The organism is Gordonia jacobaea (assembly GCF_965344965.1).
Lineage (GTDB): Bacteria > Actinomycetota > Actinomycetes > Mycobacteriales > Mycobacteriaceae > Gordonia > Gordonia jacobaea.
Window position 1 is genome coordinate 663782 of sequence record NZ_CBDRLS010000001.1, and the last position, 12833, is coordinate 676614.

Consider the following 12833-nt stretch of genomic DNA (forward strand, 5'->3'; position numbering starts at 1 on the left):
GGTCTAACCTGACGACAATGCCCGCACTCATGGCCACCAGAGGAGGAGCAGATGATGCGTGAACTTCGGGTCGTCGGCGTCGACGTCGACGGCTCGCATGTCATCTGCCAGGACACCGACTCCGGTGAGCGTTTCAAGCTCGACGCCGACGAGCGGCTCCGCGCGGCCGCCCGCGGTGACCTCTCCCGCCTCGGACAGATCGAGATTGAAATGGAATCGTCGCTGCGCCCCCGAGAAATCCAATCCCGCATCCGTGCGGGCGCGAGTGTCGAGGAGGTCGCGGCCGTCGCCGGCGTGCCGAAGGACAAGATCGAACGCTTCGCTCATCCGGTGCTGCTCGAACGTCAGCGTGCGACCGAACTCGGTGCACTCGCCCACCCCGTTCGCCACGACGGACCGTCGACCGAAACTCTCGGCGACACGGTCACCGAGGGACTCGCCGCGTACGGCCAGAACCCCAACGAAGCGACCTGGGACGCCTGGAAGGGCGACGACGGGCAGTGGGTCGTTCAGGTCAACTGGCAGGTCGGGCACACCGAGCATCATGCGCACTGGCGCTTTTCTCCCGGCTCGCACGGCGGGACCGCGGTCCCGCTCGACGATCTGGCCGAGGAGCTCATCCACCCCGAGACGATCGAACCGCGACGTCGACTCATCCCAGTGAGCACGCCGACGATCACTCCCGCCGACGACGACCACGAAGAAGTCACCTTTGACGCCAACGCGTTGATCGGGGCCCAGCGTTCGCGGCACGTCGAGGTACGGGTCGAACACGACACGTACACCCTCGACTTCGGCATCGACGACGACGCCGCGCAGGAGCCGACCGTCGTCGACGAAGCTCCGGCCACGGACACCGAGCGCACTCAGGACGCACCGACGAGCTCCGACACCTCGACGTCGAGCACCGACGACAAGCCGACGGAGCATCGTCGTCGAAAGTCGCGCAAGCCTGCCGTGCCCGCCTGGGAAGACGTGCTGCTCGGTGTGCGCAGCAACGGGAACAGCTGAGCACCGGCCTCCATGTCCGCGCGCGCAGTCACACTGTGGTTCATCGACACCGACACTCCCGTCGACGTACTCCGATCCGGCGTCACCAACGACGTCGACGCGGCCAAGAAGTTGGCATCGGCCATCTATGGCGACAGCGTTCTCGTCCCGTCCGTCGACACGAACCTCGCCGCGGCGATGGACTCGGACAGTTCGCAGGTGTACGCGGGTTTCTACGGCCCGCTGACCGTGGTGTCGTGTTCGCTCTTCGCGACGTCTAAGCCGTCGACGCTGACGCGCACCGTCGAGACCATCCGCACCGCGGCGTCGATCCCCGAGAGCGCCGCCGCAGTCCTGCTCTACACCGAACCCGACTCTGCGACAGGCGTTTTCGCGCGGTGGGAAGACGGAACACTTCGACGTTCGTTTGCCGCCGACCCCGTCAGCATCATTGAGGACGACGGCCTGCCGTACCCCTTCGAGAAGCCTTTCTGGGGAGGCGAGCATCCGCTGCGGTATGCACCCGGCGTGGCACCCGATCCGCTGGCGTTGCCGTTCCATCCGCAGCAACTCGCCGAGCAGGGCAATCGGGAGTGGTTGGGTTTCCGGTTCACCCGCCCCCTCGCGCCGAGCGATCTCGAACCGCTGACGATTCCCGTCACCGGCTTCGCCATCAGGCCCGCAGACTACGAGCCGACCGACGCCGACGACGAGCGCTACCGCGAGGCCAGCGCCACGGCCGCCGCCGCAACTGCCGCTGCAACCGCGGCCGCAGCGAGCGCGCGCGAGCAGGCCCTGCAGGCCGAAGCCGCAGCGCAGCATCCCGTCGACGCTCCGCCTGCCCCGGTTCCAGGGAACACACCAGCGGTCGGCATCCCGGTCGCCGAACCGGTCGCGGCGCCGCCGATGGCCGATGGGCCGGGTGAGCCCGAGGTCGACGCTGACGTCGTGGACGCCGGGATCGTCGACACCGAAGTGGTGGAGGCCGAAGTGGTCGACGTCGAAGCGGTCGAGACCGGGGCGGGTCGGTCAGAGGAGAGTCGGCCGGTGGTCGAGTCCGAGCTGCGTGATGCACCAGCAGCGAGCGTCGAGGATGCTGTCACGGCGCCGGTTCCGTCGGTGAACGCCGGTGAGGCAGCGAACTTCGACGAGCCGGGGAGTTACGGCGAGCCGGGGAACGTCGAAGGAGAACTCCCCACCAACGGCGAGTACGTCGACGAGTCGGCGGGCTGGACGCGCCGCGTCGCGCGGTACTTCGGCTTCGGTGCCGACAAGTAGGCAGTTCGAGCAGGTTCGCTGGGCAGGTCTTCGCCGGGTGGATCAGGGATTCAGTAGCGCGAGGGCGATGGATGAGCCGACGCCTGCGAGAAATCCGATCAGCGAGCCCCACACGATCCACCGCCAGACGGGCCGGTCGCGCAGTGGCCACAGTGTCCAGCCGAGTCCTCCCGCGACGAGCATCGCGACAGCAACCCCGATCCAGCGAGCCGCCACCGACCACGGCGTGATGTCGGCGACGAGCGTGTAGAGGCCGACGAGGAGTAGCGAGCAGTAGATCGCGCACGTCGTCGCGACGAAGAGTCCGCTCGCCCATGGCGTCGGTTCGCGGCGATAGAGGCCGGCCGTCGACGAGTGGGCGGTGTCGAACTCGGCGAGGCTCACCGGTTTATCGTCCCTGATCGGACGCGCTCGTAAAAGGCGATTGCCGCAGCGGTCGCGACGTTGAGCGAATCCGTGCCCCTGCTCATCGGAATGCGTGCCGCGACGTGGGAGCCGCGGATGGCGGTCTCGCTGAGGCCGGGGCCCTCCGCTCCGACGAGGACGGCCACCTTGTCGGCCGAGACCGCGTCGGCGAGCGGGACCGCGGACTCGCGTGGGGTGAGCGCGACCGTCGTGAAGCCGTGATCGGCGAGGAGGTCGAGGGCGCCGCGCCAGTCGCCGAACCGCGCGTGCGGCACGAGAAGCGCGTGGCCCATCGACACGCGTACGCAGCGTCGATAAAGCGGGTCGGCGCAGCCGGCACCGAACAGGACCGCGTCGACGCCGAGGCCCGCCGCGTTGCGGAAGACGCTGCCGATGTTCTCGTGGTCGTTGACACCCTCGAGCACGGCGATGGTCGTGGCGGTCGCGAGCACGTCGTCGACCTCCAACGCGGCTGGTCTGCGCGCGACGCCCAGGACTCCCCTGTTGAGGTGGAATCCGACGATCTCGGCCATCACCTCGGCGCTCGCGCGGTAGAACGGCACCCCGGACAGGCTGGGGTTCCGCAGATCGTCGGACAGCTCGGTGAGTCGCTTGTCGACACCCAGGAAGGCGTGCGGGGTGAACCGCGACGCGATCATGCGTTGAGCCACCAGAACGCCCTCAGCGATCACGAGCCCCTTGCCCGGTCGACCGCCCGGCAGCGTCGGCAGGTCGGGGCGGCGGTCGACGGAGTTGAGGTCGCGGAAGTCGTCGACGCGCAGGTCGTCGGGGTCGTCGATGTCGATGACGTCGACTGCCAGAGGTGGGGCTGAAACAGGCTCGGACACGCGGTCCAGTCTGCCGTAAGCAGTCCGAATTGCTTCTCCTGCCCACCCATGTGACACGGTTGAGGAGTGAGATCACCGGACAATCGCAGCAGCACACTCGACCTGGGACGGGCCACGGACGCCGACTGGGACGAGATCATCACCACGGATGCGCGCGCGTTCGCGATGCGAAACCCTATTTCCGACGACGAGCGCGCGGATCTCCGCGGGAAGGTCTCCGACGACGACGTCGTACTCGTTCGGGACTCCTGGCACGACGACCGCCCGCTCGTCGGGGTGTCGATGTTCTATCGGATGCAGATGACGGTTCCCGGCGGGACGCAGGTTCCTGCGGCCGGTCTGTCCTGGGTGTCGGTCGCGTCGACGCATCGTCGGCGAGGCATTCTGCGTCGGATGATCACCGAGTTGTTCACCCAGTGGGAGCGCGAGGGTTTCGCGTTCGCGATCCTCACGGCGTCGGAGGGGACCATTTACGAGCGGTTCGGGTTCGGCCCCGCATGCTTCTCCGAGACCGTCGAGGTGACCCCGGGCCGTCCGACGTTGCGGGCAGAGGCCCCCGACCACCCCGAGGTCTACTTCGCGAACCCGCAGCAGGTCGCCGCGACGATCCCCGACATCCACGAGCGCTGGGCGCGCACACGCCCGGGCGCGCTCGCGCGGACCCCGCAGTGGTGGGCTCCGATCCTCGCCGACCGTCCGTCGGAACGTCCCCCGGCCGCCAGCGGCCTGCACTACCTGCTGCACCCCGACGGCTACGCGAGCTACCGCATCCACAAGAGCTCTGCAGGCCAGGTCCGCGGCGAGGTGGAAGAACTCTTCGCGATCACCGACGACGCGCACACCGAGCTCTGGCGGGTACTACTCGGACTCGACCTGGTGCCGTCGCTGACGGCGTCGATCCCGGTCGACGACCCACTGCGCGCGAAACTGACCGACCTACGGTCCGCGCCGACCACCGGACGTTCCGACGAGATGTGGGTGTCGATTCTCGACGTCCCCGCCGCGCTCAGCACGCGCACCTACTCCGCCGACCTCGACATCGTGATCGAGGTCACCGACGGCTACCGGGAGCGGGCGGGGGTCTTCGACGTATCGGTGCGCAACGGTGGCGCGATCGTCGCGCCGTCGACGTCGAAACCGACTGTGCGCATGGATATTTCCGTGCTATCGAGTTTGTTCCTCGGCGGGGTGCAGCCGTCGCTGTTCGCCAGCGCTGGGCGCCTGTGGACAGACTCCGACGCCACGCTGCGCGCGCTGACCCGGGCATTCGCCACCGACCGCGCTCCGTTCGCCGGGACGTTCTTCTGATCTCGACGGGCGGGTGATCTCGACAAGCTCGATCAGCGGGTGGGGCGCTCGATCAGCGAGGGTTCCGCTCGATCAGCGGGCAGGGCGCTCGATCAGCGGGTGGGGCGCTCGATCAGCGAAGGGGTCGGCTCGATCAGCGGGTGGGGCGTTCGATCAGCGGGCGGGGCGCTCGATCAGCGAGGCGGCTCGCACGCTCAGTTGGGCTCGTCGGTTTCGCTGATGAGTTTGGCGAGGACCGGCAGAGCGCTGCGGAGGGTGGCGCGCTCGTCGTCGGTCAAGGCGTCGATCTGGTCTGACAGCCAGGCGCGTCGGGCGGCGTGCTCGGCGACGATCACCTCCTCGCCTGCGGGTGCGAGCGTCACGATCGCCTGACGCCCGTCGGTGGGGTGCGGCGCGCGCTCGATCATGCCGAGATCGGACAGCGATGCCAGGACGCGCGTCATCGACGGCGGCTTGACCCGCTCGGCGGCCGCCAGCGCGCCCGGCGTCATCGCGCCCTCGATGTGTAGCGTCGACAAGGCCGACAACTGGGTCAAAGATACGAGTTGGTTCTGCCTACGTAGGCGCAGTCGCCGCGCCAAGCGCACAATCGCTAGCGCCAGGGCACCCGATAAACCGTCGTCGGTCGGTGTACTCACGGGCTTTACATTAGTTTGCCGCACAGCATTTGCAGTACTGACCGACCGTTTTCACAACTCAAACGGACGACATCGGCCCGAATTGCCCGTTTTTCTGGTCAACTGATCAGGTTGGAGATGGGTTCGCGCGCGAAGTAGAGGGCGAAGACGATCGCGATCGCCCACATCAACGGGTGCACCTTGCGCGCCTTGCCCGCCGCTGCGGCCATCACCACCCAGCTGATGAATCCGACGCCGATGCCGTTGGCGATCGAGTAGGTGAACGGCATGGTGACGATTGTCAGGAACACCGGGAGCGCGTACTCGAACTTCGTGAAGTCGATGCGGGTCACCTGACCCATCATCAGCGCACCGACGATGACCAGTGCCGGCGCGACAGCCTCGGACGGGATGACCTCGTACAGCGGCGTCAGGAACATCGCCACGATGAACAGTCCACCGGTCACGATGTTGGCCAGACCCGTTCGGGCACCTTCGGCGATACCCGACGCCGACTCGACGAAGACCGTATTCGAAGACGACGACGCCACACCGCCCACGATCGCGCCCGTGCCCTCGACGACCAGCGCCTTACCGACGCCGGGCAGATTGCCCTTGTCGTCGGCGAGTCCGGCTTCGCGGCCGAGGCCGGTCATCGTGCCCATCGCGTCGAAGAAGTTCGACAGCACCAGCGCAAAGACGAACACACACGCCGCGAGCACACCGATACGTGTGAAGGCGCCGAAGAGGTCGACGTTGCCGACGAGACTCAGATCGGGCAGTCCGCCTGCCGAGTCGGGGATCTTGGGCACCGACAGCGACCAGCCGCCCTGTTTCTCGACGCCCGAGCCGAGATGCAGCGTCGACTCCAGGATGATCGAGATGATCGTCGTGATGATGATGCCCAGGAGCAGACCACCCGGCACCTTCATCACCATCAACGCACCCATGAGCAGGACGCCGATCACGAAGATGAGCGTCGGGACCGTGGTGATCGAGTTGCCGAAGCCGAGCTGGACGGGTGTGGTGGTGCCCGCGGCGTCGGGGATACGTCGGACGAACCCGGCGTCGACAAATCCGATGAACGCCACGAAGCAGCCGATACCCGCTGCGATCGCTGCTTTCAGCTCTGCGGGAACAGCATTAAACACCGCGGTGCGGAATCCGGTGATCGCCAGGATGACGATGATGATGCCGTCGACCACGACCAGCCCCATCGCCTCGGGCCAGGTGACCTCAGGGACGATGGTCACCGCCAGCAGGCTGTTGATGCCCAGACCGGTGGCAATGGCGAACGGATAGTTGGCGACCAAGCCGAAGATGATCGACATGACACCCGCGACGAGCGCCGTGACAGCCGCGACCTGCGCGATGGGCAGCACGTTGCCGAGGACGTCGGCGTTCTTGGACTCGCCCGGTATGCCGCCGATGATGATCGGGTTGAGCACCACGATGTAAGCCATCGTGAAGAACGTCACCAGACCGCCGCGCATCTCGCGGCTCAGCGTCGAACCGCGTTCGCTGACCTTGAAGAAGCGGTCGACGGCCCCGAACCGCCGCGCCGGTTCCGCCGGTTGCGCCGACTGGGCGCTCGGTTCCGCCGACTGGGCGCTCGGTTCCGCCGACTGGGCGCTCGGTTCCGCCGACTGGGCGCTCGGTTCCGCCGACTGGGCGTCGGAGTTCGATGGCCCAGTCGGATCACTCGAGGGATCGCTTGTCACAAGGGGGAAGTTACCCTGTCCTCCGTGGCCGATGAACCCGAGATCCCCCAATTGCCGCAAGCGCTGCGGGCGCCCGAGCCGGTGATCGTCGTCGGCATGGTCGCGTGGCTGGTGGCGACCATCGTCGTGTGGGCCACCGGATGGGGCGGCGGCCGCACGCTTGCCGTGTGTCTTGTCGGTCTCGCCGTCGGCATAGCGGGCACGGGAGTCTTCCTCGTCCAGCGCGCCGCGTCTCGACGCGGCGACCGGACCGCGCAACGCGGTCTCGACTGAGCACGACCGCCGAGCCGACGGCGTGGCGTCGAGAACACGGTTTCGACGCAACACACCCGTACTCACCAAGCACTTGCTAGGTTCAGTGTTCATGCGGATTCGGGGATTCTCACTACTGGTTACGGTCGCGGCAGCACTCGCCTTGCTCGCCGGGACGACGACAGCGGGCACCGCGTCGGCGGCTCCTCTGCCGGTGACGTTCAACTTCTTCTCGGGCATCCCTGCCGAGTTGTCGAACCATGGCGGATCGCTACCGGGCTCCAACGACTTCTCCTGCCGCCCGACGTCGAAACATCCCTACCCCGTGGTGCTCGCACATGGAACGGGCGGATCGCAGCAAACCAATTGGGGCACATACGTTCCGCTGCTGAAGAACGAGGGCTACTGCGTCTTCGCGCTCACCTACGGAGCACTCGATGAGCTGCCATGGCCCGGTCCCGCCGTCGGCGGAATGGGACTGATCGAAGACAGCGCAGCACAATTCGGACGTTTCGTCGACAAGGTCCTCGCGGCAACGGGCGCATCGAAGGTCGACGTTGTCGGACATTCGCAGGGCACCGTCGTGCCCGCGTACTACGCGAAATACCTTGGCGGACGGGGCAAGATCGACAAGCACGTATCAATCGCCCCGGCGTGGCGTGGTTCAACGGTGGCCGGAGCCGACCAGATCCTGCCGACGGTCCGCAAGCTCGGCATCTCAGCGGCACAGACCCCGCTCTGCCAGGGATGCGCCGAGCTCGACCCCAGCTCGGACGTGATGCGCAAGATCGCGGCGGGCGGCTATTACTACCCCGAGATCAGCTACACCAACATCGCGACCCGCTACGACGAGGCCGTCGTCCCGTACACGCTCGGCCTGCCGCCGGGTGGCTCCAACGTGCGCAACATCGTCGTCCAGGACGGCTGCCCGGTCGATTACACCGAACACGCGGGCATCGCGGGCTCGCGTCGCGCCGCATACTTTGTCCTGAACGCACTCGACCCCGCACACCCCCGCCCGGTGCCGTGCGACCGAGCCGCACCGCTCAGCGGCGCCGCGTACTAGGTAGCGCCCAGGTCAGAACATTCGACGCAACAGCGCCTTCGCACGGTCGCTGTAGGGAGGGTAGACGAGGTCGAGGTCCATCCAAAATGGCTTGGACAGAACGGATTTGCGATGACTGAACTCCTCGAACCCCCACCTGCCGTGATAGGTACCCATTCCACTCGCGCCAACCCCTCCGAACGGCAGCGTCGGGATGAGGCAGTGCAGCGCAACGTGATTGATCACCGCACCACCAGCCGGAATCTGATCCACCAACCCGCGCGCAGTCGATTTCGACTTGGAGAACACATACACCGCAAGAGGTTTCGGACGTCGATTGACAAAGGCCACCGCGGCGTCGAGGTCCTCGACGCCCAGCACCGGAAGAATCGGGCCGAAGATCTCCTCCTGCATCATCGGCTCTCCCGGTTCGGGGTCCACGATGACCGTCGGCTCGATGGTGTTCGACGCACGGTCGAAACCACCGCCGACCGCAGGCTGCCCCTTGGTCGAACCGAGATAGCCCGCGAGCCGTTCGAACTGCCGCGAGTTGACGATCGGCTGACCCGACGGTTCTCCTGAGCGAAACTCGGTCAGGTAGCGGGCGAGCTTGTCGACCAGCTCGCCTTTGACATTGCTATGCGCGAGAACGTAATCGGGGGCAATGCAGGTCTGGCCCGAGTTCATCAACTTGATCCACGCCAGGCGGCGCGCCGTCACGTCGAGATCGGCGTCCTCGGCGACGATGACCGGACTCTTTCCACCGAGTTCCAACGTCACAGGCGTCAACGTGCTCGCAGCGCCTGCGAGGATCTTGCGACCGACCTCCGTGCCGCCGGTGAACAAGGCGTGGTCGAACCCCTGTGCCAGCAGACCCTGTGTCACCGCGCCATCGCCCTCGACCACGGTGATCGCTTCACGGTCGAGATAGAGCGGAAGCAAGCGTGCGAGCAAGCCCGATGTCGCCGGAGCGAGTTCGGATGGCTTCACACACACCGTGTTTCCCGCAGCGATCGCCGACACGAGTGGTGAAAGCGTGAGGAAGACGGGATAGTTCCACGGCCCGATCACCAGCACGGCCCCCAGTGGCTCGTACTGAATCCATGCAGCTCCTGGCCGCTGCAACAGGGGCATGCGCTGCCGACGGGGCTTCATCCACCGCTTCAGACCGCGGCGTGCCTCCTCGATCTCGCCCTTGGTCCCGACGATCTCACCGAACCACGCGTCGTGCGCGCTCCGTCCGAGATCGGCGTGGATCGCATCCGCTATCGCGGCTTCCTGCTCGACGACGAGTTGCTCGAGACCGTCGAGTTGCGCCTTACGCCACTCGAGAGACCTGGTGCGACCGCCGGCAAAGACCGCCCGCAGGCGATCTGCCACGTCGGCTGCCACGGTGCCTGGGTTCGCGGTGTCGGTGTTCGCGGTGCCGGGGTTCGCGGCCTCATGCTGGATGGTCATCCTCAGTACTCCGGCACCGGCACGGTGCCCGAGAGAATGGCTCCCGAGATGCCACCGTCCACGTTGATCGCCTCGCCGTTGATCCACCGTGCAGAGTCGGACGCCAGGAACAGGACGACGCCTGCGACGTCTTCCGGTGTCGCATGCCGCCCCAGCAGGCTGGCGACGCCGTCAATCGTGTCCTCTCCCATGGTTTCTCGAAAATCCTGCAGGATCGGCGTCTCGACCGGGCCGGGCAGCACCGCATTGATGCGGAAGCCCATCTCGTTGAAGGCAAGGCCCATCGAATGGACGTACACGGTCGTGCACTCCTTGGAGAAGTTGTACGTATTGCCCTCCTGCGGGTGCGCAGCGAACCACTGGGCGCCCTCCTCGAAGTTCTCCGTCTCCAAGAACTCCCGGATCTGTGGCAGACGCTTCGGCCAACCGAAGCCCGCCGTCGAGGACACCACCACCACGGCACCGCCGGGGTTGAGTCGCTCGAAGAAAGCCTCCGCGAGTTCGCGAGTGGCAAGCGTGTTCACAGCGAATACCGTTGCACTGGGGGCCGTTCCGGGGACACCGGCAATGTTGAGCAGTCCGTCGTATCCGTCGCCGAGCACATCGAGAGCGGCTCCGATGCTGGCCACATCGGCAAGGTCGACCGGGATGTGCCTGGCCACGGGGACGGTCGGTTCATTGCGATCGAGGCTGTGCACCTCAGCGCCAGCCTTACAGAGCAGGTCGGCGACCGTATGCCCGATCCCCGACGCCGCGCCCGTGACGACGTAGCGTTTGCCACTGAACTCTGACATTCTTCTCAACTCCTCATCGGCGCCGTGATCCGTTGAGCTCGGGTTCTCGTCGACGATCGCTCGCACGGTCACAGAACATAACGTGATTTATGTTTCCCGTGGTCGCAGCCTATCCGCTCGACACGAGCCGCGTCGAGGTTTTTCTAATTTGCATTCGGTTTTGTGCCGAGCCGACGAGGCGTCGGTACGTGAGCGCCCTGAACTATCATCCATTCATGGCAGCCCGCAGAACCCCGAGTCCGGGAGTCGACAACGATCCCGCTGCGCAGTCGAAATCTGAGCGCACACGGGCGCGGATACTCGACGCCGCCGCCGAGGTGCTGAGCACGAAGGGCTACGCCGGTACACGCCTGACCGATGTGGCTCGGGTCGCCGAGCTTCAGGCCCCAGCGATCTACTACTACTTCGACTCCCGCGAGAGTCTCATCGAAGAGGTCATGTGGGCCGGGACCGCGGACATGCTCAACCACGTCACCACAATCCTCGACGAGCTACCCGAAGAGACCGACTCTCTGGAGCGGATCATGGTTGCCGTCGAATCCCACCTACGCCACGAACTGGAGATCTCCGCGTACACGACGGCGTCGATTCGCAACGCGGGCCAGATCCCCGACCACATCCGTAAACGCCAGGTGGCGGAGGAACGAAAGTACGGGCGCGTGTGGCGCGACCTGATCCACCGCGCGCACGAAGACGGCCTGCTGCGTCATGACCTCGACCTCTACGTCGCACAGATGCTGATCCTGGGATCATTGAACTGGACCGCGGAGTGGTGGAATCCTCGGAAGACCGGCTTGGACAAGGTCGTACGGCAGGCACAAAGTTTCGTCCACGGCGCACTGACCTCCGACTGAACCGACTTCCGACTAACGTGCCGCCGCCGCGCTCTTTCGCTTCTCGGCGAAGGCGAGCGCGTCGTCCCACGATGCACCTTTGGTAATCATCACCCGGTACTTCATGATGACTGATTGACCATTGACGGTCAGCGCCCCGATCAACCTGTCACCTCGGCGATACAGCGCCACCCATTGGTCACTGACGCCCGGCTCCCCTGCGACTACCCGTACTTCGTCCGCGTTCGGCGAACCGACGAACTGAATGCGGACGTCGTACCAGTCCGACCAGAAATACGGGGCCGTGCCATAGGGTTTCGCGTTCTCCGGATCGAGCGCGTTGCGTGCGGCGGTCGCGCCCTGCTCGGCAGCGGCAGTCCAATTCTCCATCCGCTGACGTTCACCGATCACAGCATTCGGCCAGTTGGCGACGTCGCCGGCAGCGTAGACGCCAGGGACGCCCGTCCACAGAGTTTCGTCGCAGCGCACGCCGTCGTCGATCAAAACACCCGATCCGGCAAGCCATTTCGTCGCCGGAGTCACACCGACACCCACGACGACGAGATCGGCGTCAATGCTCGACCCGTCGTCGAGGACCACTCGTTGCACCCGATCGTCGCCTTCGATGGAACGCACGCCGTGCCCACATCGGAGCGAGGTTCCGTTGCGCTCGTGCAGCGATGCGATGGCTGAGCCCATCTGTGCGCCAGCAGCACGGACCAGGGGTGTCGGGAGCGCCTCGACCACGGTCACCTCCCCGCCACGCAACCGCGCGGCAGAGGCGACCTCCGAACCGATGAAACCGCCACCGATCACAACCGTACGAGTGCTGTGCGACAGAGCTTTTCGCACTGCCATCGCATCCTCGACGGTACGCAGCGCGTGCACGCCTGCAAGTCCTTCTCCCATCGGGATCGTCCGTGGCGCGCATCCTGTCGCGATGACCAGTGCGTCATATCCGATCTCGCCGTCGTCGATCAGAACACGCTTGTTCTCCGCATCCAAACCGGTTGCGGGCGAACCGAGTACGAGTTCGACTCCCAACTCGTTCTCGAGGAGTTGTTTGTCGCGGAAGTACGGTGGCGACGGTTCTTCGTCTGCCGGTTCAAGAAATGCCTTCGACAACGGCGGTCGATCGTACGGGACATGTGCTTCCGCACCGATAAGCGTGATCCGCCCGTCGAACCCCGCTCGACGCGCAGCCTCAACCGCGCGCAGTCCTGCCAGTGATGCACCGACGACGACGAGGGACCGGGGATTGCCTGCGCTGCTGGGCGATCCCAC

General features: G+C 65.9%; 13 protein-coding genes. 6 read left to right on the forward strand and 7 right to left on the reverse strand.

Annotated features, from left to right (window positions below):
* Positions 1-54 precede the first annotated feature (54 nt).
* Entirely contained in the window at positions 55-1011 is a 957-nt protein-coding gene (gene sepH / locus ACRVY7_RS03005) for a septation protein SepH (RefSeq protein WP_431816381.1), read from the forward strand.
* A gap of 12 nt (positions 1012-1023) precedes the next feature.
* A complete protein-coding gene (locus ACRVY7_RS03010) occupies positions 1024-2268 on the forward strand; it encodes a DUF6928 family protein (protein ID WP_431815931.1) in 1245 nt (414 codons plus the stop codon).
* A 42-nt stretch (positions 2269-2310) separates the two neighbouring features.
* On the opposite strand, the gene ACRVY7_RS03015 is transcribed toward ACRVY7_RS03010, so the two are convergent.
* Together ACRVY7_RS03015 and ACRVY7_RS03020 are read right to left on the reverse strand one after the other, a co-directional pair.
* Positions 2311-2652, reverse strand: coding sequence for a DUF2537 domain-containing protein (locus tag ACRVY7_RS03015; protein ID WP_431815932.1), 342 nt, complete (start codon positions 2650-2652; stop codon positions 2311-2313).
* The gene (locus ACRVY7_RS03020) at positions 2649-3521 is read right to left on the reverse strand and encodes a TrmH family RNA methyltransferase (RefSeq protein WP_431815933.1); all 873 of its coding nucleotides are present in this window, start codon (positions 3519-3521) and stop codon (positions 2649-2651) included. Before ACRVY7_RS03020 ends, ACRVY7_RS03015 begins: the two co-directional genes overlap by 4 nt.
* A gap of 66 nt (positions 3522-3587) precedes the next feature.
* Here ACRVY7_RS03020 and ACRVY7_RS03025 point away from each other — a divergent pair, with 66 nt between their 5' ends.
* Positions 3588-4829: a GNAT family N-acetyltransferase gene (locus ACRVY7_RS03025; RefSeq protein WP_431815934.1), complete on the forward strand. Its 1242-nt coding sequence runs from the start codon at positions 3588-3590 to the stop codon at positions 4827-4829.
* A gap of 194 nt (positions 4830-5023) precedes the next feature.
* Here the strand turns inward: ACRVY7_RS03025 and ACRVY7_RS03030 are convergent, their stop codons facing one another.
* Positions 5024-5467: a MarR family winged helix-turn-helix transcriptional regulator gene (locus ACRVY7_RS03030; protein WP_049697824.1), complete on the reverse strand. Its 444-nt coding sequence runs from the start codon at positions 5465-5467 to the stop codon at positions 5024-5026.
* Positions 5468-5565: 98 nt separating this feature from the next.
* Positions 5566-6939: an NCS2 family permease gene (locus ACRVY7_RS03035; protein WP_431816382.1), complete on the reverse strand. Its 1374-nt coding sequence runs from the start codon at positions 6937-6939 to the stop codon at positions 5566-5568.
* Positions 6940-7191: 252 nt separating this feature from the next.
* Between ACRVY7_RS03035 and ACRVY7_RS03040 the strand changes: the two genes are divergently transcribed.
* Both ACRVY7_RS03040 and ACRVY7_RS03045 read left to right on the forward strand, forming a co-directional pair.
* Entirely contained in the window at positions 7192-7440 is a 249-nt protein-coding gene (locus tag ACRVY7_RS03040) for a DUF2530 domain-containing protein (RefSeq protein WP_431815935.1), read from the forward strand.
* A 91-nt stretch (positions 7441-7531) separates the two neighbouring features.
* The gene (locus ACRVY7_RS03045; RefSeq protein ID WP_431815936.1) at positions 7532-8485 is read left to right on the forward strand and encodes an esterase/lipase family protein; all 954 of its coding nucleotides are present in this window, start codon (positions 7532-7534) and stop codon (positions 8483-8485) included.
* A 12-nt stretch (positions 8486-8497) separates the two neighbouring features.
* Here ACRVY7_RS03045 and ACRVY7_RS03050 read toward each other — a convergent pair whose 3' ends face one another.
* Both ACRVY7_RS03050 and ACRVY7_RS03055 read right to left on the reverse strand, forming a co-directional pair.
* Positions 8498-9922 carry an aldehyde dehydrogenase family protein gene (locus tag ACRVY7_RS03050; RefSeq protein WP_431815937.1) on the reverse strand — a complete coding sequence of 475 codons (1425 nt, stop codon included), beginning with the start codon at positions 9920-9922 and terminating at the stop codon, positions 8498-8500.
* A gap of 2 nt (positions 9923-9924) precedes the next feature.
* The gene (locus tag ACRVY7_RS03055) at positions 9925-10716 is read right to left on the reverse strand and encodes a coniferyl-alcohol dehydrogenase (RefSeq protein WP_431815938.1); all 792 of its coding nucleotides are present in this window, start codon (positions 10714-10716) and stop codon (positions 9925-9927) included.
* Between the two features lie 215 nt (positions 10717-10931).
* Here ACRVY7_RS03055 and ACRVY7_RS03060 point away from each other — a divergent pair, with 215 nt between their 5' ends.
* Positions 10932-11570, forward strand: coding sequence for a TetR/AcrR family transcriptional regulator (locus tag ACRVY7_RS03060; RefSeq protein WP_431815939.1), 639 nt, complete (start codon positions 10932-10934; stop codon positions 11568-11570).
* 12 nt (positions 11571-11582) lie between these two features.
* Here the strand turns inward: ACRVY7_RS03060 and ACRVY7_RS03065 are convergent, their stop codons facing one another.
* Entirely contained in the window at positions 11583-12833 is a 1251-nt protein-coding gene (locus ACRVY7_RS03065) for an NAD(P)/FAD-dependent oxidoreductase (RefSeq protein ID WP_431815940.1), read from the reverse strand.

Excerpts from the sequence above, each read along its gene's own strand:
- sepH (WP_431816381.1), top strand. The coding sequence starts at position 55 with ATGCGTGAACTTCGGGTCGTCGGCGTCGACGTCGACGGCTCGCATGTC.
- ACRVY7_RS03010 (WP_431815931.1), top strand. The coding sequence starts at position 1,024 with ATGTCCGCGCGCGCAGTCACACTGTGGTTCATCGACACCGACACTCCC.
- ACRVY7_RS03035 (WP_431816382.1), bottom strand. The coding sequence starts at position 6,939 with ATGCGCGGCGGTCTGGTGACGTTCTTCACGATGGCTTACATCGTGGTG.
- ACRVY7_RS03045 (WP_431815936.1), top strand. The coding sequence starts at position 7,532 with ATGCGGATTCGGGGATTCTCACTACTGGTTACGGTCGCGGCAGCACTC.
- ACRVY7_RS03050 (WP_431815937.1), bottom strand. The coding sequence starts at position 9,922 with ATGACCATCCAGCATGAGGCCGCGAACCCCGGCACCGCGAACACCGAC.
- ACRVY7_RS03055 (WP_431815938.1), bottom strand. The coding sequence starts at position 10,716 with ATGTCAGAGTTCAGTGGCAAACGCTACGTCGTCACGGGCGCGGCGTCG.
- ACRVY7_RS03060 (WP_431815939.1), top strand. The coding sequence starts at position 10,932 with ATGGCAGCCCGCAGAACCCCGAGTCCGGGAGTCGACAACGATCCCGCT.